Here is a 21,423-nt window from a genome sequence, read left to right on the forward strand (position 1 = left end):
ATAAAGGTTCCTATCTTTAGGCAACCCTAAACAGTCGCGGAGTGCGTTGTCGGCTGGTGCCAATCCGCACAAAGTATATCACTGCGCCCTGTCCAGATTCTCCTATGCAGGAGGCATGGGTTCAACTGCAGTGTCCCGATTGCGAGGAGAACTGGGAAGCGAACGTCGCCGACCTCTCCAGCCCCGATACGACGTTCGCGTGCAAGGACTGCGGCCACGAACGGCGCCTCGCGGAGTTCATGAAGACGGCCCGTGACCTCGAAGTGTTAGAACAGTTCGAGTAATCAGTACCGCGCTCGCGCCGCCGCTTTCCACTCGTCGCCCCGTTCGACGTTCTCGGGGCGACGCTGTTTTCCGAAGCGCTCCAGTCGGCCGGCCAGTTTCCAGTCGTCGACGTACTCGACGGTCTGCCTACTGGCGGCCGCCGCGGCGGCCGCACGCTGCCGGTCGGTGACGTGGGCGCCGACGGCGGCGGTGATGGCCGCCGCCTCCGAGGCCGTCGCGTCGTCGGGTATCGAGACGGCCAGTTCACCGTCCTCGACGGTAACGGTCACCCCCTGGGGGGCCTCGTCGACGGACTGCTCGGCCGTTTCGGGTTGTTCGAGCGACGACATCAGAGCGGGATGTTCCCGTGGTCTTTCGGTGGGGTGTCTTCGCGCTTGCGCTGGAGGAGGTCGAGGTCGTCGATGAGGCGCTTGCGCGTGTCCTTCGGTTCGATGACGTCGTCGAGGTAGCCGCGCTTGGCCGGGCCGTAGGGGTGGGCGAACTCCTCGCGGAAGTCGTCCATCAGCGCCTGCCGTTTGGCGTCGGGGTCGTCGGCGTTGGCGATCTCCTTGCGATAGAGGATGTTGACGGCCCCGCGCGGGCCGAGAACGGCCATCTCCGACCCCGGCCACGCGTAGTTGACGTCGCTGCCGAGGAACTTCGACGACATCACGATGTAGGCGCCACCGTAGGCTTTGCGGACCACTACCGAGAGGAGCGGGACCGTCGCTTCGGCGTAGGCGTAGATGAGTTTCGCCCCCCGTCGAATGATGCCGTTGTGCTCTTGGTCGGTGCCGGGCATGAACCCGGGGACGTCGACGAAGGTGAGGATAGGGATGTTGAACGAGTCACAGAACCGGACGAAGCGAGCGGCCTTCTCTGCGGCGTCTATGTCCAGGGTTCCGGCGCTCACTCGTGGCTGGTTCGCGACGACGCCGACCGACTGGCCGTCCATCCGAGCGAACCCGGTGATGACGTTGCGCGCCCAGTTGCCGTGGACCTCGAACAACGATTCCTCGTCGACGATGCGCCCGAGGACCTGACTCATGTCGTAGGGTTTGCGCGGCGCCGAGGGGACGATGTCCGTGACCTCCGGTACTTCGCGGTCCGGTTCGTCCCACGGCTTGACCCGCGGGGGGTCCTCCATGTTGTTCTGCGGGAGGTACGAGAGGAGTCGGCGGATGTTCTCCAGTGCCTCCTCCTCGGAGGGGTACGAGAAGTGGGCGACGCCGGACTTCGTCGAGTGGGAACTGGCGCCGCCGAGTTCCTCTTTGGACACCTGCTCTCCGGTGACCGTCTCGATGACGTCCGGCCCGGTGATGAACATGTGGCTGGTGTCCTGCACCATGAACGTGAAGTCCGTCAGCGCCGGGGAGTACGTCGCACCGCCGGCACACGGCCCCATGATGGCCGAAATCTGTGGAATGAGGCCGCTCGCCTTCGTGTTGCGCTCGAAGATCTTCGCGAACCCGACCAGCGAGTCGACGCCCTCCTGAATGCGTGCGCCGCCGGAGTCGTTCAGGCCGATGACGGGGACGCCGTTCTCGATGGCCTTGTCCATCACCTTGCAGATCTTGTCGGCGACGACTTCGCCGACTGAGCCACCGAGGACGGTGAAGTCGTGGGCGAAGAGGAACACCTTCCGTCCGTCGACTTCGCCGTAGCCCGTGACGACGGCGTCGCCGGCGTAGCGCTTCTCCTCCATCCCGAAGTTCGTCGAGCGGTGTTCGACGAACGGGTCGACCTCGTTGAACGTCCCCTCGTCGACGAGGAAGTCGATACGCTCGCGGGCGGTCATCTTGCCCTTCTCGTGTTGGGCCTCGATGCGCGCCTCGCCGCCGCCGAGTTCGGCCTGCCGGCGCTTCTCGCGCAGTTCCTCGACTGGGTCGCTGGCCGATTCGCTCTCGTCTGCGTCCGGGTCTTCCTGTTTGCTCATGTTACCACTCCATCCCGCCGTTGACGCCGAGTACCTGTCCGGTCATGTAACTGGACTCCTCGCTGGCGACGAACCGCACGATGCCCGCGATGTCTTCGACAGTGGCAAAGCGGTCGAGCGGAATCTCGCGGAGTATCTTCTCCTGTACACGCTCTGGTACCTCCTCTAGCATGTCCGTCTCGACGAATCCCGGTGCGACGCAGTTGGCCGTCGCCCCGGTGTGTGCGAGTTCGAGAGCGAGCGTCCGCGTGAAACCGAACAGGCCCGATTTCGTCGTCGCGTAGTTGGCCTGCCCGATGTTCCCCTGCTGACCGACGACGCTAGAGATGTTGATGAGACGGCCGTGTTCGGCCTCCTTGATGTCGTCGTAGAACGCATCGGTACAGTTGAACACCCCGCCGAGGTTGACGTCGATGACCGTATCCCAGTCCTCGCGGGTCATGTTCTCGAACTTCTTATCGATGGTGATGCCCGCGTTGTTGACGAGGACGTCGGCCGGTCCGTACTCGTCGACCACCTTCTCTCGCATGGCCTGCACTTCGTCGGGTTTCGCGACGTCGGCCTGTGCGGCGATTGCTTCGCCGCCCTCCTCTCGGATGCTCTCGACGACAGCCCGCGCTTCGGCCTCGGAAGACCGGTAGTTGACGACGACGTTGGCCCCGTTTCTGCCGAGGTCCTTCGCGATGCCGCGTCCGATGCCTCGTGATGACCCTGTAACCACGCAGGTCTGGTTGTCGAGGTTCATGGTTCTTCGATGTGACCCCCGTTGCTTGATGCACTCATCTCTCGACTAGGAGGGCAAAGCACAGCCAAATAATAGTTCGCCTTAGACGCCTTTAATCGTCGTCGCGTGAATATAATCACCTTGGGTGACACTACCATCGTGATTCTCGAGTTACAGACTCACGAAGGAACGAAACCGTGAAGCCGGTGGCCGCTCCGTCTGAACGATAACGACACGCTCTTTAGGGCGCCCTAAAGATGTTGGGGCACGATGAGCGAGGACATCTGTGTCGTGGTGCCGACGATACGGAACCACGAGTGCATGCGACAGTACTTCGAGAACGCCCACACCCACGGGTTCGACCTGGACCGACTGTTCGTCGTTCTGGTCACCGAGGACTTCTGTGACACCGACGCCATGGCCGAGATGCTCTCCGATGCGGGCGTCTCCGGTGTCGTCTTCGACGGCGAGGCCCGCGCCGAGTGGTTCGACCAACAGGGCATAGCCGAGTACGACCACCTCATTCCCGAGGCCAGTCACGCACAGACGTCGTTCGGCCTCCTGTACCTCTGGGCCAACGACTTCGAGTACGGCGTGTTCATCGACGACGACACGCTCCCCCACGAGGACGTCGACTTCTTCGGCACCCACATGGCGAACCTCGCCTTCGAGGGCGAGATCGAGACCGTCAGCTCCGACGAGGACTGGGTGAACGTCCTCTACCAGAACGAGGACGACCACGGCCTGTACCCCCGCGGGTACCCCTACGCGGCGATGGACGAGACGGTCGAGACGGCGACCACGTACGTCGACGACGTTGTCGCCTCACAGGGCCTCTGGACGAACGTCCCCGACCTCGACGCCGTCCGCATCCTGATGGACGGCGACCTGCAGGGGCAGGCCCAGACCCGAACCGACGAGACGGACTTCGGCGAGGACTTCGTCGCCGCCGAAGGGAACTACCTCACGGTCTGTTCGATGAACCTCGCCTTCCGCCGGGAAGTCGTCCCGGCGTTCTACCAGTTGCCGATGGACGACAACGAGTGGGACGTCGGCCGTTTCGACGACATCTGGTCGGGCCTGTTCCTCAAACGGGCCTGTGACGTCCTCGGCAAGCAGATTTACAACGGCGACCCGCTCTGTGAGCACAACAAGGCCCCACGCTCGACGTTCTCGGACCTTACCAACGAGGTCCACGGCCTCGAACTCAACGAACACGTCTACGAGGAGATAGACGCCGTCGGCGACGACGCCGACTCCTACGCCGACGTGTTCGAGGCGATGGGCGAACGACTCACGGAGGGCGATTTCAGTGACTGGGAAAACGGTGCCTTCCTTAACTACTGCGGGGAGTTCATGCTCGACTGGCTGGACTGCCTCGACGAACTGGCGGCCAACGAGACGGACCGTGTCCCGGCGACGGCGGACGACTAGAAACGCAACTATTTAGGCAAACCTAAAGCAATATTGACAACGATGACTGACTCTCACGACGATGCGTCCGGCCGGGCTGTCGCCCCCGCGTCTCGGCGGCGATTCCTCGCGCTCGGTGGCGCGTCGCTTGCCACTGCGCTCACTGGCTGTTCCGGTGTTCTCAACAACGGCGGCGGAAGTTCGAGTGGTGCCGTCTCACTGGCCGACTTCCGCGGCTCCGGCCCGTTGGTCGAACGGCGCGAGTCGCCAAGTGGGACGTCTATCGAGGACCTTCCGGACCTGGAGGGCGAACTGACCCTGTACCTCGGCGGCGGCGAAGGCGGCCTCTATCTCGACCTCATCGAACTGCTGGAGCGAAAGTACGAGAACTTCTCGGCGAGCCATCGCCTCGAACCCTCCAGCGACCTCGCGAACACTATCATCGAGGAGTACGAGGCAGACGCGACGCAGGCCGACGTGTTCATGGCCGTCGACGCCGGGTCGCTCGGCGCGGTTGCGAACGCCGGTGCGACCGCGCCCCTACCGGAGGAGGCGCTCTCTGCCGTCCCGGAGGACTTCCAGGACGGGCAGGGCCGCTGGGTCGGTATCGCCGGTCGCGCCCGCTCGATTCCGTACAACACGGACCAGTTCTCGGCGTCGGAGATTCCGTCGACGGTCCAGCAGTTCCCCGAGACGGCGGCGTTACAGGGGACGATGGGGTGGGCACCGACCTACAGCGCGTTCCAGTCGTTCGTCACCGCGATGCGTCTCCTCCGTGACGACGACGAGACGAGGAGGTGGCTGCAGGCGATGCTCGACCACGGCATCACGGAGTACAACAACGAGTTCGTCGTCTCGAACACCGTGGCCGACGGCACCATCGGGGCCGGCTTTGCCAACCACTACTACGCGCTTCGCGTGCAGTCGGGCCGTCCCGACGCCCCCATCGCGCTGGCGTTCACCGAGGGCGACGCGGGCGCACTCGTCAACGTCTCCGGCCTCGAGATCGTACAGGGGACGGACAACAGCGAACTGGCCGCGAACTTCGTCAGGCACGTCCTCTCCGCGGAGGCACAGGAGTTCTTCGCCACCCGGACGTTCGCCTATCCGATGATACCCGGCGTCGCCCCGGTCGGCGATCTCCCGCGAATCGACGAGCTGAATCCGCCGGACATCGACCTCACGGAACTGGCCGACGTCTCGGGCACCGTCGACCTGATGCGGGACGCCGGCGTCCTCTAACATGAGCGCGAGTGACCGCTTCGAGCAACTACGGGAGCAGGCAAACGGGACGGCGAGCGACGCGTCGTCACAGGCCCCGCCGGTGCTCACGGTGGTCACTATCGCACTCTCGTTGCTGTTGGTGTCGCCGCTGGTCTGGCTCGCTATCCACGCAAGCGAGATGCCGACGCATCGCATCGTCGCGCTCGTCACCGGCGAGACGGCCATCGGCGTCACGATAAACACGCTCGTCCTCGTCACGGCGGTCACTGGCGTCTCGATACTCGTCGGCGTCCCGCTGGCGATTCTCACGGTGCAGACCGACCTCCCGTTCCGGCGGTTCTGGACAGTCACGTCGGCGCTCCCGCTGGTCGTCCCGAGTTACATCGGCGCGTTCGCCTTCGTCTCGGCGTTCGGCCCGCGCGGGGAACTCGCCGACCTGCTCGCACCGTTCGGCGTCGAGCAGATTCCGCCGATATTCGGGCTCCACGGGACGGTGCTGGTACTGACGCTGTTTACGTACCCCTACGTGTTTCTCACGACGCGCGCGTCGTTGCTCTCGTTCGACGGCACCGTCGTCGAGGCGGCCCGGACGCTGAACCACACGCGCTGGGAGGCGTTCAAGCGTGTCACGTTCCCCCAGATTGCGCCGGGTATCGCGGCGGGGGCCCTGTTGGTGGCGCTGTACACGCTGTCTGACTTCGGGACGCCGGCCATCATGCAGTACGACGTGTTCACGCGGATGATATTCACGGAGCAACAGGCGCGGAACCTAGACTCCGCCGCCGTGCTCTCGATACTACTGCTCGTGATGGCGATGGGCATCCTCGGCGTCGAGTCGCGCATCAGCGCCGGCCGCGACGGCGCCTACGTCAGCAGCGGCGACCGCAGGCCCGGCACCATCCGGTTGGGCTACTGGAAACTGCCGGCGACGCTGTTCTGTGCGGCCATCGCCACGCTCTGTCTGGCGCTCCCGATCGGGATTCTCACGCAGTGGCTCCTCCGGTCCGAGTCGACGGCGCCGGGGCAGTTCACGTTCGGCCTGACGCCGATACTCAACTCCGTCGGGCTGGCGGCCGCGGCGGCGGCCATCTGTGTCGTGGTCGCGCTCCCTATCGCGTACCTCGCTGCTCGCGGTGACAGCGGCCTGTCCTCGCTCCCCGAACGCATATCCTACGTCGGCTATGCCGTTCCGGGCGTGGTCATCGGTCTCTCGCTCATCTACCTCGCGCTCCGGTTCGTCCCGTTTCTCTATCAGAGCGTCATCGTGCTGGTGTTCGCGTACGTCGTCCGGTTCCTCCCGCAGGCCGTCGGGACGACGGAGTCGTCGATCCTACAGGTCGACCCGAGCTACATCGAGGCCGCCCGGTCGCTGGGCTACGCGCCGCTCTCGGCGTTTCGCGAAGTGGTGTTGCCACTGGTCGCACCGGGTATCGCGGCCGGCGCGGCGCTGGTGTTCCTGACGACGATGAAGGAATTGCCGGCAACGCTGATGTTACGCCCCACGGGCTTCGAGACTATCGTCACGTACATCTGGCTCGTCCGGGGCGCGGCATACCAGGGACAGGCGGCGGTCCCCGCCCTGATTCTGGTCGGCGTGTCGGGACTCTCGATGCTCGTCATCCTCAGACAGGAGCGAAGGTAACATGGCAAAACAACAGACATCACAGCAACTCTCGGAGTTCGAAACGGTCGAAACGTCGGTATCTGACCCCGACCACACGGTCTTAGAGGTGAGCGGCGTCAGTAAAGACTACGCACAGGAGGAGGCCGTCTCGGACCTCTCGCTCGAAGTCAAGGAGGGCGAACTCCTGACGCTGCTTGGCCCCTCCGGCTGTGGGAAGACGACCACGCTCAGGATGATCGCGGGGCTCGAGGAACCGACGAGTGGCACCATCGCTATCGCCGACGAGAAGGTGGCCGGTGACCCCGACGGGACGTTCCGCAAGCCGGAGGAACGCGACGTCGGCATCGTCTTTCAGGACTACGCCCTCTTTCCGCACCTCTCGGTCGCCGAGAACATCGCCTTCGGCCTGACCGACATGGACGACGCCGACACCGACCAGCGGGTCGACGACCTCCTCGAACTCGTGGACCTCGAAGCCCACCACGACAAGATGCCGAGCCAGCTCTCGGGCGGCCAGCAACAGCGCGTCGCACTCGCGCGCTCGCTGGCCCCCGAACCGGACGTCCTCCTGCTGGACGAACCCTTCTCGAACCTCGACGTCCGCCTCCGGGTCGAGATGCGCGAAGAGGTTCGCAAGATTCTGAAGCGGGCGGGCGTCACCGCCATCTCTGTGACTCACGACCAGGAGGAGGCGCTGTCCATCAGCGACCGGGTGGCCATCATGAACGACGGCAACATCGCGCAGGTCGGCGACCCGGCGAAGGTGTTCGAGAACCCCGAGAGCCGCTTCGTCGCCAGTTTCCTCGGACAGGCGAGTTTCCTCTCTGCCCGCGTCACCGACGAGCAGTTGGAGACCGGACTGGGATCGTTCGACCTCGAACTGCTGAACGGCCCCATCGAGGCCTACGACGGCGCGATGATAGACGTCCTCGTCCGCCCGGACGACTTACAGGCGGTTCCGACCAGTGAACCGAAAGCCGACGGCTACGTCGTCCACCGACAGTACAACGGCCCCTCGTTCATCTACCGGGTCGAACTCCACAGTGGCGACGTCGTCCACTGTATGCACAACCACGTCGAGACGTTCGAGGCCGGCCAGCCAGTCGAAGTCGACCTCGCCGCCGACCACGAACTGGCCTGGTACCCCGCGGAATGAATCGTCTGCGGCGGCCACGGGTCCAGGCTGCCGTCGTCGCCCTGCTGGGTGGCGCCCTCGTCTTCGCCGTCTCGCACCTCGTCTTTCCGTACCACACGAGCAACCACGACGAAGCGGTGTACCTCCAGCAAGCCGCGATGCTGCTGGAGGGGCGGTTGTTCCTCCAGCCACCCGTCGACGGCGTCTTCCGCCCGTGGTTCTTCGTCGAGAGCGAGCGCGGCCTCTACTCGAAGTACACGCCGGTTCCGGCCGCGATGTTCGCCGCTGGCAAACTGCTCGGGGGATACCGAGTCGCGCTCGGACTCGTCGCCACGGGCGTCCTCGCGGGCACCTATCACACCGTCCGCGAAGCCTTCGACCAGCGGACTGGCGTCGTCGCTAGCGTCCTCATGCTCGCGTCGCCGCTGTTCCTCGTCGACGCCTCGGTGTTTCTCTCCTACGTCCCGACGACGTTCTGGAACCTCGGGTTCGCCGCGAGTTACCTCCACGCCGACCGGACCGGGAGTCGCCGGACCGGCGCGCTCGCCGGCGTCTGCGTCGGCATCGCGTTCTTCGCCCGACCGTTCACGGCAGTCCTGTTCGCGACGCCGTTCATCCTGCACGCGCTCTGGTCGCTCCGGTCGCTGGACCGCACGGTCGTCGAACGCGTCGGTCTCACCGCGGTGTTCGGCATCGGGGGCGTCCTGTTAGCGCTGGGCTATAACACCCTCACCACCGGCGACCCGCTCGTCTTCCCGTATCAGGCGTTCGCCCCGAACGACGGCCTCGGGTTCGGTGAGCGGTCCATTCTGGGGTACTCCCGGGAGTTCACGCCCGCGCTCTCGATCACGGCCAACGTCGAACTGCTCTGGAAGTTCGCGACGCAGTGGGTCGTCGCTGGACCGCTCGGAACCCTCGCGGCCGCAATCGGCGTCGCTGTCGCACGTCGACGGGGGTTCGACGCCCGGCAACTGGCGCTCGCCGGCGCGTTTCTGACAGTGCCGCTCGGAAACCTCTACTTCTGGGGGACGGTCAACATGCTCGGCGCCCTCTCGGACCCGACGGACGGTCTCGTTCGCTTCCTCGGCCCGTACTACCACGTCGACCTGCTCGTCCCTACGGTCGCGTTCGGTGCCGTCGGCGTCCTGTGGACCGCTGACCGCGTTCGAACGGCAGTCGAAGGGGGCGTCTCCGAAGACCGCGTCCGTCCGGCACTCGCGGCGCTCACGCTCGTCTGTGCGGCGGTCGGTGGCGGGGCGGCCGCCGTCGCACTCGGGGAACCCATACAGGACAACTACACCGTCACCCAGCAGTACGAGCAGGCCTACGACCCCTTCGAGGAGCGTGCTCTCTCGAACAGCGTCGTGTTCCTCCCGACGCCGTACGGCGACTGGCTGAACCACCCGTTTCAGCCCCTTCGTAACGACCCGGGATTCGACGGCGACACCGTCTACGCCATGCAAGACCGACAGTTCGACGTCGTCGAGAGCTATCCGGACCGGCAGTACTACCGCTACGGCTATCGGGGCGAGTGGATACCGTACCTCGGCCAACCGGTCGAACCGACGCTCCAACGCGTCCGCCACGCCGAGGGCGAGTCGGTGACGACGAGGGTCGACGCCACGGTCCCGGAGCAGGCACTTCTCACGTCGATTCGACTCACGAACGGCGAGCAGAACGCCTACACCACGATTAGCGGGACCGAACCGCTGGACCTCGGACTGGTGACCGACGGCAACAGCACGCGCCTTCGCGGCACGGGCGTAAACGGCACCGTCGCGGTCCCGACGCCCGAGCGCGGCACCGTGACGCTGGTCGCGTTCGTAGATTACGGCACTGGATCGGGGTTCAAGTATCGGGTGGTCCTCCCCGTCGACCAGCACAACGGTACGGTGCAGGCGCTCACGCCCCGACTCGAAGTGTGCTGGTCCGAACGACGGTGTGGCGGGCAGGCGGCCTACGTGCCCGGCAGTCACCGGTACGGCATCGAGATGAACGTGACGCTGGAGGCAACAGCATGACCGAGTACGAACTGACGAGGCGAGACGCATTGAAAGCCCTCGGTGCGGCGGGTATCACCGTCGCGGGCGGTGTTACCGCACTGTCGTGGAGCGACCGGGGTACCGACGCGGAGAGCGAGTTCGGGGACCACGAACGGCGGACGGTCTACGCCGTCGCCGCGACCGTCTACCCCAGCGAGTTAGCGGGCATCGAAGACTTCGTCGACGCCTACGTCGCGGGTCGGTTGAACGCCGATTCGACGCGCGCCGCGGCGATGGCCGACGCCGTCGCCGCCCTCGACGAGTACGCCAGCGAGTGGGAAGGCGACGAGTTCGTCGCGCTCGACCCGGCCACGCAGGACGAGACGCTCGGCGCGATGGGCGTCCGGATAGCGACGCCGGACCCCGACGGCGACCCGCGCCAGCGAGTTCGGTACTACCTCGTCAACGACCTCCTGTTCGCGCTGTACAGTTCGCCGACTGGCGGGCGACTCGTCGGCATCGAGAACCCACAGGGCCACCCCGGCGGGACGCGAAGTTACCGCCGGCCGCCCGAGTAACGTTACCGGAACCGCTCTTCGAGCGCGACGCGGACGATTGACCCGGCGATTTCGAGGCCGCCGGAGAACGGGTCGAGTTTCGTCTCCCCCTTTCGCTCGTCGTACTCGATGGGTCGTTCCCGAACGTCGTAGCCGCGCATCAGCGGCCGCATCAGCAGTTCTGCCGAGAGGCCCGTGTTCTCCGTCCAGCGAATCTTCTGGACGACCTCGCGCCGGTAGGCACGCATCCCCGTCGTCGTGTCGTGGACGCGCTTGTTCATGAGGACGCTCGCGAGCAGTGCGAACAGTTCGTTGCCGAGTTTGTTGATGCCGGGCATCTCCTCGGCGCCGTAGTAGAGGCGGTCACCGCTGACCACGTCGGCACCGTCGTTTATCTCCGCGAGGAAGTCCGGCAGGCGCTCCATCGGGTACGTGTCGTCACAGTCCGTCGTGACCACGACCGACCGGTCGGGTGCCAAGATGGCCTCTCGGACGGCGACGCCGTAGCCTTGCGGTTCCTGTTCGATGACGGTCGCCCCGTGGTCGCGCGCTATCTCTGGCGTCCGGTCGCTCGACCCGTCGACGCAGACGACTTCCGCCCGCCCGTCGGTCACGTCGTCGATATCCGAGAGCACCGCCCCGATAGCTTCCGCCTCGTTGTACGTGCCCATCACGACCGCCAGATCGTCGAACGTGTACTCGGACGCACTCGCCGTGACGCCCTGCTGTGTACTCATTACCGGGCACTCTCTGCTGGTCCCTCTTGAACTTTTAGGTTCGCCAAAATCTACTCGTCCGACAGGTACGCGGGTAACGGCGTCCCGTCCTTCCAGACAGCGTCGAACAGCGCCCGTCCCCACTGGACGGCCGAATCGTCCGTCGAGAACACCTTCGCGTCCGGCCAGTGTCCGTCGTGGTCCGGGAGCGTGAGGATGACCCACTCCTCGGAGACGCCCAGCGCGAACGGCACCGACGACACGCGGACGGGCGTCTCGTCGTACGTTCGCGGGAACGGACTATCGTCCATCTCTAGCAGTACGTCGTCGACGACGTGTTGCCCGACGAGGAGTCGTGAGTCGGCGTTGTCGGGCATCACCTCCTGATACTCTCGGTGGTACATCGGCGAGATTATCTCACAGCTCTCGACAGCGTCGACTTTCGATACCACCCACGGGACGAGGCCTCTGAGATCGTGCTCCGCCCGTTCTATGACCTCGTAGGCACCGAGTTGGGGGAGGCGACACCGAAACGCCTGTGGCAGGACGCTGGTGTCGTGACGCTCCCAGTAGCACGGGTTCGCGGCGAGCAGTCTGTCTGTCGCTCGCTGTCGTTCCAACGTATCTCCGACGAGACGCCCGGACCCGGTCAACCGCCACCCGTCGGGCGTCTCGGTCACCAGCCCCCGGGATTCGAGGTTCGACAGTGCATCGTACACTGCTGACTCACTCGCGTCCAGCGTCGATAACAGCGCGTCCGTCGGCCGGGGCTGTTCGTGGAGCGAGTCGACGACGTCGGACCGAACCGAGGACGAACCGACGTAGCTAACGAGAGAGTCAGTGCCCATACTTCCTACGGGCCGTTAGTGAAATCGATCGCACATATCAGTTTCCATCACGCTCGGAGACTTCCGCGAGACGTGAGTTACTGACCACGCGGCGGAAACTTCCGCTCGGAGATACTCGCATCTTTTTGTTTCGGTGGCGAGGATAACACATGCTGTCTGTCCGGGTTGTGTCCCTGCTGACAGTGCCGTCGCGTACGGCATCACCACCGCCAATACCGGACAGTGTTGCCGGAAGGCGACTTTCGACGCCGTCTGCCCGACGCCGTCCCGTCGTGGGCGACCGCCCACGACACTCATTGTCCTTCGACCCAGTCAGGCAGTCGGTGGTTCGTCCCGGCCGATCTGTATCTCGTAGGCCTCGATGTCCTCGTAGGTGGCCACCTGTCCACCGACGTCGACCGGCCCGTCGGCGGTTTCGACGACCAGCGTCGCTATCTCGCGGTTGGGACCGAACGAGGCTTCCTTGACCTTGCCCTGGGCGACCCAGTGGTCACCGGTCTCCACGTCACGACCCTCGATAGTGGCGTAGAACTCGCCGTCGAGCGCCGTCAAGTCCGAGATACACCGCCGAATCGTCCCGTACCGGCGGGGGAACGGCAGTTCCATGCCGTCGGAGGCGATAACTTCCGCGGTGGTCCAGAGGACCGTGTTGAGGAACCCGGAGACGAGAAAGCCGAGTTCCGAGCGGTTGAAGATGACACCGTAGCGGTCGGTGTCACCGCGGATGGATTCGCGCGTGGCGTACATCGAGTAGTTCCCGTCGGCGACGGCGACTACCGGCGTCGTGATACCGCGGCGACCCTTCACCGTCGTCGCGACGGAGTTGTAGTCGAACTCGTCCGGGTTCGGTGCCGCCGAGGCAGGAGACAGGAGGATTTCGATGGCGATACCGGCGTCGCGTCGCTCGGCCAGTTGCGACTCGAACCGGTCTAACAGCGACGGTGTCAGCGAGAGGGTCAGTTCGTACTCCGCCGTCTCGATGATGTCGTCTAGGTACCGGAGGATAGTGGGACGGGACTTCACGAGAGAGACCGCTTCCGGTTCGCGGGCCGGTGCAGTGTACCGCGTCGAGAGGTCGTCGACCAAGTCGTCGAGCGAGTCCTGTATGTCGCCGAACGCTTCCCGGGGGTCGATGGCGAGGACCTTCATCGGCCGGGACTCCTTGAGTTCGACGAGGCCGACGTCGCTCAGACTCCTGACGGTGTCGTACACTCGTGGTTGCGGGATATCGGTATTCTCCGATATCTCAGAGGCAGTCAGTTCGCCGTGTTGGAGGACGGCCAGATACGCGGCAATCTCGTATTCGCCGAGATTGAAGCGTGTAATGACCTGCTCGAGTGACGCCTCCAAGTCGTCACTGGACATATCACTGCGTTCTCTAGACGACTACAAAGAAGTTCGGCTATCGCCGCGCTACCGTACAGGCGGCGACTCAGCCGCTTCCAGTTCGCGGTTGCGAAGCGCCTCGCCGGACTTCCGGTCGAAGAGGTGAATCGCCTCTTCGGGGAACTCTGCGACGAGGTTCTGCTTGGCGTCGACGCTTTTCATCCCGTCCAGCACTGCGGTAAAGAGGTCGTCCTCGCTGACCTCGTTCCCTTCGAAGACGAGGTGGACGACGTTCTCATCACCCATCGGTTCGACGACGTCGACCACGGTCCGATAGTCGTGGTTCGACTCGACAGCGGACTTGAGCGTGACGTCCTCCGGCCGGATACCGAACACGAGATCCGTCTCCCCACCGAGAGACGAGATGGTCTCCTCCGAGAGTTCGTACTCGAAATCGTCGGTGACCAACGTCGAACCCTGTCGTTCGGCGTCGAAGAAGTTCATCGACGGTTCGCCGATGAACCCGGCGACGAACAGGTTGTTCGGCTGATGGTAGCACTCCAGCGGCGTCGCACACTGCTGGAGGATGCCGTCGTTGAGGATCGCGACCCGGTCGGACATCGTCATCGCCTCCACCTGATTGTGCGTGACGTACACCGTGGTCACGCCGAGGTCCTCCTGCAGTTGCTGGAGTTCGGTGCGCATCTCCGCCCGGAGCTTGGCGTCTAAGTTCGCCAGTGGCTCGTCCATCAGGAACACTTCGGGGTCTCGGACGATAGCACGCCCGAGTGCCACGCGCTGTTGTTGCCCACCAGAGAGGTCACTCGGTGGCCGTTCTAGGAGTTCCGGGATACCGAGGAGCTCTGCGGCCTCCTCGACGCGCATGTCGATTTCGTCGTCGGGCATATCCGTCGACTCCTCGAGCCCGAAGGCCATGTTCTCCCGCACGGTCATGTGCGGATAGAGGGCGTAGGACTGGAACACCATCGCCACGTTCCGCTTGGTCGGTGGGATGTCGTTCATCACCGTCTCACCGAGACGGATTTCGCCCTCTGAAATCTCTTCGAGACCCGCGATCATCCGGAGCGTCGTGGACTTCCCACAGCCGGACGGGCCGACCAATACGAGAAACTCGCCGTCGTCGATGTCGATGGAGACATCGTCGACGGCGACTATCTCCTCACCGTCGTCGTCGAATATTTTCGTTACGTTGTCGAGTGTCAGACCTGCCATCGCTTACTTCCCCATTGAGTTACTGCCGTATGTAATCTTTCGATGCTGTCTGGGTACTCCCAGACCTGTACCGTCTGAAGCTCCCACAGGATAGCGTATATACCCATCCTATCCAACCGCGCCGAAAGAATCGTAGTTCGAGACGGCCTTACAGGTTGCTGTAGGCGTCCTTGAGCTGGCTGATGACTTTGTCGTTTGCGGAGCCAGTGATGAACGAGCTGAACGCCGACGAGACACCGGTCTTGACCGAGGGCTTGACAGCCAGGCCGTGCTGCAGGGACGGCGGCTGCGCGTCGGAGTCGGTGAAGTCCTTGATCTGGTCCTGTGAGAACGCCGAGAACGGCTCGGTGCTCGCGTCGGTGCGCGGCGGGATGGACCCCTTCTTGGGGTTGAACCGCTCCTGTCCCTCGGTGGTACCACAGTACCGACACCACTTCGTCGTCGCTTCGGGCGACGGGTTGGCGGTCGGGTACGGGAACGAATCCATGTTCAGCATGTAGTTACCGGACGTACCCGGGAACGGGACGTAGTCCCAGTCTTCCTTGTACTTGAAGCCGTCCGTGCCGACGTAGGTCCCTGCCGCCCAGTCTCCCTGGTGGAGGAAGGCGGTCTCCCCGTTGATGACGCCGGAGTTCGCCTCGGTCCACGAGATGGAACCGGAGTCGCTCGGGTAGAATTCGCTGTATTCTCGGACGACGTCGAGCGCGGACGCGATAGCGTCGCGGTTGGCCTCGATGTTGCCCTCGACCCAGGTCGCGTTGTACGTCTCGGCGTCGGTCTGGCCGAGGAAGATGGTCGCGAACATCTGGACCGTCGACCACGCGGAGCCGGTCTGGTGCGCCATGCCCGTGTAGCCGGCGTCGGAGACGGCCTTGAGGGCGTCGGTCACGTCCGACGGCGTCTCGAGCGAGGTCGGGTCGACGCCCGCGTCCTCGACGACGCTGACGTTGTAGAACAGATTGTTGATGCGGTGGATGTTCAGCGGGACGGTAACGTAGTTACCGGCCGGCTGTGCCGCGTCCTTGACGCCCGGCAGGTAGGCGTCTTTCATGCCGTTCTTGCTCCAGACGGAGTCCTCGATGTCTTCGAGGAGGTCCGCGTCCGTAAACGGAATGAGGTTCTTGCCCGGCCACGCCTGCCACGTGCTGGGGTGGCTGCCGTTCTGGATCCGTGTTCGGATGTTCGTCCGGAGGTTGCTCCCCGCACCACCGGCGACGAGGTTGTCGTCGGTCGAGACGTTCGGGTACTTCTCCTTGAAGCCCTCGAAGAGGGCGTTGATGGCCGCGTTCCCGTCACCCTCGCCCCACCAGTGAGCGACTTCGAGAGTGCTGGTCGCGGTGGTCGTGTCGCCCCCACCGTCGCCGCTGCCGCTGCCGTCGCTGCCGTCGCTGCTGCCGTCGCCGCCATCGCCACCACAGCCAGCGAGCGATGCGGCACCTGCCGCACCAGCGATCCGAAGAGCGTTACGCCTTGTCAGCCGTTTGTCAGAGTTGTCGTCAGTCATGGTTGCACCAATACCTCACCATTTCTTATTGAGGATTCGCACTTAATACTTCTGTATGACAACAGCGCTCGTTTCACCCTCCGAAAGTGACGGAAAATCCGCCCGCAGTATGGCGATTATGACTTAATTCGGATGTGGATGAATAATTCAAGCGGCCGAATATGTAAAACTATTGTCCGCTAATTACCACGAACAGAGCCCGGAATTTGTCGATTTCTGCCCTGATATTCCACGTCGAAAATCGGCCGCGTCGGATTTCGAGAGCCAGTCCCGAACTACAGCGTGTCGAACTCGACGACAGCCTTTATTTGGTCGTCGTCGTCGACGAACGCCGGTGTGACGTTCTCCGGTTCGGCAACCGTCGTGATGAGGTCGTCCAGCAACCACTCGGGCATATCCTCCAGCGTATCGATGGCGTACTCGAAGTGCTTGACGTGGGAGTTGACTGTCCCGACGAGACACTTGTTGTGGAGGACGAGTTCGTTGTGCAGCGATCCGCCGTCGACTTCGAAGTCCCACGGTTCCGGGATGCCAAGCAGGGCGCCGACGCCGTTGGGGGCGAGTGCGTGAACCGTCTCGATGGCGTGGGGGGCAAAGCCCGTGGCCTCGTACATGTAGTCGATGGCCTCGTGGGCCTCGGGTATCTCGTCGACGGACGTCTGTCGGGAGTCGACGTAGGTCGCACCGAGTTCCTCGATGACGTCTATCGTCGGGTCCGGTCGGTCGCGACGGCCGACGCAGTAGGTCCGGTCGAACTGCTGTCCGAGCATCCACAGCGTCAGCAGACCGAGCGATCCGTTGCCCAGCACGCAGGCCGTCTCGGGACGCCACTCGAAGGGTTCCCGCGTCGCGAAGGCGTGTTCGTTCGCCTTCTCCGTAATGGAGATGGGTTCGACGAACAGGCCGTACTCCGCGAGGTCCTCGGAGATGGGGACGAGATAGTCAGCCGGCGATGTGAAGTACTCGGCCATGTAGCCGTGAGCGCCCACGATACCGCGCTCGAAGTACTCGCCGTCAGGTGCCATGTCCGGTTCGCCGCGGCGGAAGTACTCGTTCGTCTCGCCGTCAGGTTTCCGTCGGACAGTCGGGACGACGACCTGACCTTCCTCTAGCCCCGTGCCGTTCGGGTCCGCGACGACACCCACCGCCTCGTGACCCAGAATCATGTAGTCCTCGCCTTCGGGGTACCCACCATGTGCCCCGGCGATAACTTCGTGATCGGTCCCGTCGACGCCCACGCGGAGCGTTCTGACGAGCGCCTCTCCGTCGGCCGGTTCGGGTCGCTCTATCTCAAGTAACTCAGGTTCGTCACCGTCCCGTGTCACACCAATCGCTTTCATAACCTATCGGACTGTGAGAGTACTCGGGATTAAGTCTTTCTTCACCGTTATTCGACCACTAGTCTAGGGAGACAGCGCGCTCTTGCTCGCTCGACCGATAGATGGCGTCCATCACACGCTGGACGGTCAGGGCCTGTTCGACTGTGTTGGTCGCCGGGGGGTCCCCGGACGCGACTGCCTCGACGAACCGTTGTTGTTCGATGGCGTGTGGTTCCTCGTCGCGGGTCTCTATCTCGCTCGTTCGGTGGTGCATCACGCCCGTCGACGCCGTTTCGTACAGTTCGAGCGTCCCGTCGGCGAGGTTCAGCCCCGCGCCGGCCTCGTCGCCGCGGACGTAGTACTGCTGGCTGTCCGGCCGGTTGGTCGCCCACGCCACTTCCAGATTGACCGTCGACCCGTCTGCACAGCGGATGAACGCGCTCGCGGAGTCGTCGACGCTGAACTCGTCGGCACCCTGATCTTCGCCCCACATCGTGACGTAGGCGTAGTCGTCTTCGGTCCCGAACTGGGCCCGCGTCTCGCCACACACCTCGACCACGTCTGGGTAGCCGAGGAGATACAGCGAGAGGTCGATGGCGTGTGCGCCGATGTCGATGAGCGATCCGCCGCCAGCGATTGGCTGACGGGTGAACCACGACCCTCTCCCCGGGACGCCGCGTCGGCGGATGTAGTCGGCCTCGACGTGCGATACGTCGCCGAGAGTCCCCGCCTCGCAGTAGCCGACGAGGGCCTGCACTGGGTTCGCAAACCGGTTGTGGAACCCGACCATACAGAACCCCGGCGCGTCGGCGGCGGCCGCGGCGATCCGTTCGGCACTTTCCAGTGAGTGTGCGAGCGGTTTCTCGACGAGCACGTCCAGTCCCGCTTCGAGCGCTCCGACGACGTACTCCTCGTGGAACTTGTTCGGCGTGGTCACGAGGACGGCGTCGACGCTCGCGTACAGTTCGTCTGTGTCCTCGTACACCGTCGCGTCGTATTTTTCGGCGAACGACTGTCGAGCGTCGGGGTCTACGTCCATGCCCGCGGCGACGACGTCGCCGAGACCCGCGTCTTGGAGTCGGTCACAGTGGAGTTGTGCGATGTTGCCGAGGCCAACGAATCCGAGTTGAACTGTCGAGATGTCGGTCATATCTCTGCTGTCACTGTTGCAGGACAGCGCGCGCGACGAGAAAAGGGTCCCGGGTTAGTACAACTGCTTCTCGCGTTCTTCCCGCTCTTCTTCGCGCTCCTGCTTGGCCTTCTCGGCGCGGCGGCCGCGCCGGTACTCGATGATACCGGGGAGTATCTTGTTCTTCAGGTCCAGAACGAACGACCCGATGCCGTACGCCCAGAAGAAGAACAGGACCAGCATGAGGCTGAACCAGACGAGGCCGGGTAGCTGGTCTAGCATCGCTGTATCAGTCGTCTGATTCGGCTTCTCTGCCGGTCACGCCGGTATCACTGCCGACCGGTTCGAGTTTGTGGACGAGCGCGTCACCCGTCGCCGAATCGAATATGTGGACGTTGCGTCGGTCGATGGCGACCTCGATGTCCTCGTCCTCCTGAATCTCCGAGTCCGGTTCGATGCTCATCAGGAGTTGGTTGTTCGTCGTCTGCTTCTGGTCCATCGACGTCTCGCCCTCGGCCAACAACATGTAGGCGAATATCTCATCGCCCATCGGTTCGAGGATGTCCACGCGGGCGGAGATGAGCGAGGACGGGTCCCTGATCTCGTTGCGGAACTCGCCGGGATAGATGTCCTCCGGGCGGATACCGATGGTGACCTCGTCGCCGACGCCGAGGCCCTCGACCGTCGCAGGGTCGAACGCCAGCGAGAAGTTCGGCGTCTCGATGGCGCTCTCGCCGACGGTTCCCGAGATGAAGTTCATCGACGGCGACCCGATGAAGCCGGCGACGAACAGGTTGTCGGGCTCGTTGTAGCAGGTAAGCGGCGGGTCTATCTGCTGGAGGCTCCCGCTGTTGAGGACGGCGATGCGGTCCGAGAGGGTCATCGCCTCCTCTTGGTCGTGCGTGACGTAGATGATGGTGGTGTCCAGTTCCTTGTGCAGGCGCTGGAGTTCCGTCCGCATGTGGACTTTCAGCTTCGCGTCTAAGTTCGCCAGCGGTTCGTCCATCAGGAACACGTCGGGTTCACGGACGATTGCGCGTGCGATGGCGACGCGCTGTCGCTGGCCGCCGGACATCTCGTCGGGCATCCGGTCGAGCATCCCCTCTAGCTGGACGATGTCGGCGGCACGCTCGACCCGGCGGTCTATCTCGTCCTGCGGGTAGTCCCGCAGACGGAGGCCGAACGAGATGTTGTCGTAGACGTCCATGTGGGGGAACAGCGCGATGTTCTGGAACACCATCGCGATGCCCCGGTCCTTCGGCGGGAGGTTCGTCACCTCGCGGTCACCGATGTGGACTTCGCCCTCCGTCGGGATGGTGAGTCCGGCGATAGTCTCCATCGTCGTCGACTTCCCACAGCCGGAGGGGCCGACAAAGCAGATGAATTCGCCGTGATCGATGTCTAAGTTCATGTCGTCGACCGCGGTGACAATCTCACCCTGGTCGTCGTAGCGTTTCGTGACGTGTTCGAGTCGTACTCGTGCCATTGTATTACTCCTTGAGTGCGCCTGAGGTCAGTCCGCTGACGATGCGTTCCTGTGCGACGATGACGAGGATGACGACGGGGAGGACCCCGACGATGCTCGCGGCCGCCATGAGGTTGTACTGCGTAGTGTACTGGGTCTGGTAGCTCAGAATCCCACCGACGATGGGCGACCACTTCGCCGCCTCGGGCGACGTCGCCATGATGGAACTGAAGAAGTACTCGTTGTACACTGCGATGAAGGTGAGTACCGACGCAGTCGCGACGCCGGGCGCCGACAGGGGCATGATGACCCGGAACAGCGCACCCAGTCGCGTGGTCCCTTCGACGCGTGCGGCGTCCTCCAACCCGTCGGGAATCTGGCCGTAGAACGTCGTCAGGATGAAGATGGACAGCGGCATGAACAGCGCGCTGAACGGTAGCACCATCGATCCCGGCGTGTTCAGCAGGCGCGGCGGCGTGAACAGCGGGATGTCCGTGAACGGCACGGTGATCGGCGCGTTCCCGGCGAACGCCTGAAACAGCGGGATGACGAACGCGGCCGGCGGGAAGTAACTAATCGCGAGGATACCCAGCATCAGCAGGGCGCGGCCGGGGAAGCGGAGTCGGCCGAACACGTAGCCGGCCAGACTCGCGACGAACAGCACGATGACGGTCGTCGTGACCGCCAGTGCGAAGCTGTTCAGCATGTAGAGGTGGAACGGCACCTGTTCGAACACCGTGACGAACGCAGCGGGATTGAATCCCTTCGGCACCGGGAGCGGGAACGTCCCGCTGACTCCGAACAGGTTGATGGTCGGGAGGAAGCTCCCGGCAAGCAGGTTCCCCTCCGGCGTCACCGCGAGGACGGCGAGCCAGTAGAACGGGAACAGCGTCGTCACGAGGAAGAACGCCATCGCTGCGTAGAACAGCGCACGGTACACTCGCTCTGGGTTCTGGATCGCTCGCTGGGTCCAGCGTGCGAGTGGCCCATCGCTATCGTCTGTGTCCTTCGTTGTCGTAGCCAT

The 21,423-nt window shown here is 63.9% G+C and carries 20 protein-coding genes; 7 read left to right on the forward strand and 13 right to left on the reverse strand.

What is annotated here, in order from left to right; translation table 11 throughout:
• Positions 1 to 104 precede the first annotated feature (104 nt).
• Positions 105 to 284: a hypothetical protein gene (locus NDI85_RS02390; protein ID WP_188994988.1), complete on the forward strand. Its 180-nt coding sequence runs from the start codon at positions 105 to 107 to the stop codon at positions 282 to 284.
• On the opposite strand, the gene NDI85_RS02395 is transcribed toward NDI85_RS02390, so the two are convergent.
• Genes NDI85_RS02395 through fabG form a run of 3 tightly spaced genes read right to left on the reverse strand, consistent with a single transcriptional unit; the run spans position 285 to position 2,945 of the window.
• Entirely contained in the window at positions 285 to 614 is a 330-nt protein-coding gene (locus NDI85_RS02395) for a hypothetical protein (protein ID WP_310914795.1), read from the reverse strand.
• Positions 614 to 2,200 (reverse strand): acyl-CoA carboxylase subunit beta, encoded by a 1,587-nt coding sequence (locus NDI85_RS02400; protein WP_188994984.1) that lies wholly within the window; start codon positions 2,198 to 2,200, stop codon positions 614 to 616. The genes NDI85_RS02395 and NDI85_RS02400 overlap by 1 nt, the downstream gene beginning before the upstream one ends.
• Position 2,201: 1 nt before the next feature.
• A complete protein-coding gene (fabG, locus tag NDI85_RS02405; protein WP_188994982.1) occupies positions 2,202 to 2,945 on the reverse strand; it encodes a 3-oxoacyl-[acyl-carrier-protein] reductase in 744 nt (247 codons plus the stop codon).
• A gap of 249 nt (positions 2,946 to 3,194) precedes the next feature.
• Between fabG and NDI85_RS02410 the strand changes: the two genes are divergently transcribed.
• From NDI85_RS02410 to NDI85_RS02435, 6 genes are read left to right on the forward strand one after another with little or no spacing between them, the layout of a single operon-like run.
• A complete protein-coding gene (locus NDI85_RS02410) occupies positions 3,195 to 4,358 on the forward strand; it encodes an alpha-1 4-glucan-protein synthase (protein ID WP_310914796.1) in 1,164 nt (387 codons plus the stop codon).
• A 42-nt stretch (positions 4,359 to 4,400) separates the two neighbouring features.
• Positions 4,401 to 5,579: an extracellular solute-binding protein gene (locus tag NDI85_RS02415; RefSeq protein ID WP_310914797.1), complete on the forward strand. Its 1,179-nt coding sequence runs from the start codon at positions 4,401 to 4,403 to the stop codon at positions 5,577 to 5,579.
• Between the two features lies 1 nt (position 5,580).
• Entirely contained in the window at positions 5,581 to 7,203 is a 1,623-nt protein-coding gene (locus tag NDI85_RS02420) for an iron ABC transporter permease (protein ID WP_188994976.1), read from the forward strand.
• A 1-nt stretch (position 7,204) separates the two neighbouring features.
• Complete coding sequence (locus tag NDI85_RS02425) at positions 7,205 to 8,341, forward strand: ABC transporter ATP-binding protein (protein ID WP_310914798.1); 1,137 nt, start codon at positions 7,205 to 7,207, stop codon at positions 8,339 to 8,341.
• Complete coding sequence (locus NDI85_RS02430; RefSeq protein WP_310914799.1) at positions 8,338 to 10,341, forward strand: glycosyltransferase family 39 protein; 2,004 nt, start codon at positions 8,338 to 8,340, stop codon at positions 10,339 to 10,341. Before NDI85_RS02425 ends, NDI85_RS02430 begins: the two co-directional genes overlap by 4 nt.
• Positions 10,338 to 10,880 carry a gluconate 2-dehydrogenase subunit 3 family protein gene (locus tag NDI85_RS02435; protein WP_310914800.1) on the forward strand — a complete coding sequence of 181 codons (543 nt, stop codon included), beginning with the start codon at positions 10,338 to 10,340 and terminating at the stop codon, positions 10,878 to 10,880. The genes NDI85_RS02430 and NDI85_RS02435 overlap by 4 nt, the downstream gene beginning before the upstream one ends.
• 2 nt (positions 10,881 to 10,882) lie before the next feature.
• On the opposite strand, the gene NDI85_RS02440 is transcribed toward NDI85_RS02435, so the two are convergent.
• The 10 genes from NDI85_RS02440 to NDI85_RS02485 form a co-directional block, all read right to left on the reverse strand.
• Positions 10,883 to 11,596: a dolichyl-phosphate hexose transferase gene (locus tag NDI85_RS02440; RefSeq protein ID WP_188994968.1), complete on the reverse strand. Its 714-nt coding sequence runs from the start codon at positions 11,594 to 11,596 to the stop codon at positions 10,883 to 10,885.
• 50 nt (positions 11,597 to 11,646) lie between these two features.
• Positions 11,647 to 12,423 carry a winged helix-turn-helix domain-containing protein gene (locus NDI85_RS02445; protein ID WP_188994966.1) on the reverse strand — a complete coding sequence of 259 codons (777 nt, stop codon included), beginning with the start codon at positions 12,421 to 12,423 and terminating at the stop codon, positions 11,647 to 11,649.
• A gap of 312 nt (positions 12,424 to 12,735) precedes the next feature.
• Complete coding sequence (gene trmB / locus NDI85_RS02450; RefSeq protein ID WP_188994964.1) at positions 12,736 to 13,788, reverse strand: HTH-type sugar sensing transcriptional regulator TrmB; 1,053 nt, start codon at positions 13,786 to 13,788, stop codon at positions 12,736 to 12,738.
• Between the two features lie 48 nt (positions 13,789 to 13,836).
• Positions 13,837 to 14,982, reverse strand: a complete 1,146-nt coding sequence (locus tag NDI85_RS02455) for an ABC transporter ATP-binding protein (RefSeq protein WP_188994962.1) — start codon at positions 14,980 to 14,982, stop codon at positions 13,837 to 13,839.
• Between the two features lie 148 nt (positions 14,983 to 15,130).
• The gene (locus tag NDI85_RS02460; protein ID WP_188994960.1) at positions 15,131 to 16,486 is read right to left on the reverse strand and encodes an ABC transporter substrate-binding protein; all 1,356 of its coding nucleotides are present in this window, start codon (positions 16,484 to 16,486) and stop codon (positions 15,131 to 15,133) included.
• Between the two features lie 275 nt (positions 16,487 to 16,761).
• Positions 16,762 to 17,826 carry a glucose 1-dehydrogenase gene (locus tag NDI85_RS02465; RefSeq protein ID WP_310914801.1) on the reverse strand — a complete coding sequence of 355 codons (1,065 nt, stop codon included), beginning with the start codon at positions 17,824 to 17,826 and terminating at the stop codon, positions 16,762 to 16,764.
• 58 nt (positions 17,827 to 17,884) lie between these two features.
• On the reverse strand, positions 17,885 to 18,955 hold the full coding sequence (locus NDI85_RS02470; RefSeq protein ID WP_310914802.1) for a Gfo/Idh/MocA family oxidoreductase: 1,071 nt from the start codon (positions 18,953 to 18,955) through the stop codon (positions 17,885 to 17,887).
• Positions 18,956 to 19,009: 54 nt separating this feature from the next.
• Positions 19,010 to 19,216 (reverse strand): hypothetical protein, encoded by a 207-nt coding sequence (locus tag NDI85_RS02475; RefSeq protein WP_166970030.1) that lies wholly within the window; start codon positions 19,214 to 19,216, stop codon positions 19,010 to 19,012.
• A gap of 7 nt (positions 19,217 to 19,223) precedes the next feature.
• Entirely contained in the window at positions 19,224 to 20,420 is a 1,197-nt protein-coding gene (locus tag NDI85_RS02480) for an ABC transporter ATP-binding protein (RefSeq protein ID WP_310914803.1), read from the reverse strand.
• A 4-nt stretch (positions 20,421 to 20,424) separates the two neighbouring features.
• On the reverse strand, positions 20,425 to 21,423 hold the full coding sequence (locus NDI85_RS02485) for a carbohydrate ABC transporter permease (RefSeq protein WP_188994951.1): 999 nt from the start codon (positions 21,421 to 21,423) through the stop codon (positions 20,425 to 20,427).

Source organism: Haloarcula sp. S1AR25-4, from assembly GCF_031624555.1.
Classification (GTDB): domain Archaea; phylum Halobacteriota; class Halobacteria; order Halobacteriales; family Haloarculaceae; genus Haloarcula; species Haloarcula pellucida.

Bases quoted from the DNA above. Each gene is read 5' to 3' on its own strand.
- NDI85_RS02435 (WP_310914800.1), top strand. From the start codon at position 10,338: ATGACCGAGTACGAACTGACGAGGCGAGACGCATTGAAAGCCCTCGGT.
- NDI85_RS02400 (WP_188994984.1), bottom strand. From the start codon at position 2,200: ATGAGCAAACAGGAAGACCCGGACGCAGACGAGAGCGAATCGGCCAGC.
- NDI85_RS02415 (WP_310914797.1), top strand. From the start codon at position 4,401: ATGACTGACTCTCACGACGATGCGTCCGGCCGGGCTGTCGCCCCCGCG.
- NDI85_RS02475 (WP_166970030.1), bottom strand. From the start codon at position 19,216: ATGCTAGACCAGCTACCCGGCCTCGTCTGGTTCAGCCTCATGCTGGTC.
- NDI85_RS02465 (WP_310914801.1), bottom strand. From the start codon at position 17,826: ATGAAAGCGATTGGTGTGACACGGGACGGTGACGAACCTGAGTTACTT.
- NDI85_RS02440 (WP_188994968.1), bottom strand. From the start codon at position 11,596: ATGAGTACACAGCAGGGCGTCACGGCGAGTGCGTCCGAGTACACGTTC.
- trmB (WP_188994964.1), bottom strand. From the start codon at position 13,788: ATGTCCAGTGACGACTTGGAGGCGTCACTCGAGCAGGTCATTACACGC.
- NDI85_RS02430 (WP_310914799.1), top strand. From the start codon at position 8,338: ATGAATCGTCTGCGGCGGCCACGGGTCCAGGCTGCCGTCGTCGCCCTG.
- NDI85_RS02420 (WP_188994976.1), top strand. From the start codon at position 5,581: ATGAGCGCGAGTGACCGCTTCGAGCAACTACGGGAGCAGGCAAACGGG.
- NDI85_RS02425 (WP_310914798.1), top strand. From the start codon at position 7,205: ATGGCAAAACAACAGACATCACAGCAACTCTCGGAGTTCGAAACGGTC.
- NDI85_RS02455 (WP_188994962.1), bottom strand. From the start codon at position 14,982: ATGGCAGGTCTGACACTCGACAACGTAACGAAAATATTCGACGACGAC.
- fabG (WP_188994982.1), bottom strand. From the start codon at position 2,945: ATGAACCTCGACAACCAGACCTGCGTGGTTACAGGGTCATCACGAGGC.
- NDI85_RS02410 (WP_310914796.1), top strand. From the start codon at position 3,195: ATGAGCGAGGACATCTGTGTCGTGGTGCCGACGATACGGAACCACGAG.
- NDI85_RS02460 (WP_188994960.1), bottom strand. From the start codon at position 16,486: ATGACTGACGACAACTCTGACAAACGGCTGACAAGGCGTAACGCTCTT.
- NDI85_RS02445 (WP_188994966.1), bottom strand. From the start codon at position 12,423: ATGGGCACTGACTCTCTCGTTAGCTACGTCGGTTCGTCCTCGGTTCGG.
- NDI85_RS02480 (WP_310914803.1), bottom strand. From the start codon at position 20,420: ATGGCACGAGTACGACTCGAACACGTCACGAAACGCTACGACGACCAG.
- NDI85_RS02395 (WP_310914795.1), bottom strand. From the start codon at position 614: ATGTCGTCGCTCGAACAACCCGAAACGGCCGAGCAGTCCGTCGACGAG.
- NDI85_RS02390 (WP_188994988.1), top strand. From the start codon at position 105: ATGCAGGAGGCATGGGTTCAACTGCAGTGTCCCGATTGCGAGGAGAAC.
- NDI85_RS02485 (WP_188994951.1), bottom strand. From the start codon at position 21,423: ATGGCTACGACAACGAAGGACACAGACGATAGCGATGGGCCACTCGCA.
- NDI85_RS02470 (WP_310914802.1), bottom strand. From the start codon at position 18,955: ATGACCGACATCTCGACAGTTCAACTCGGATTCGTTGGCCTCGGCAAC.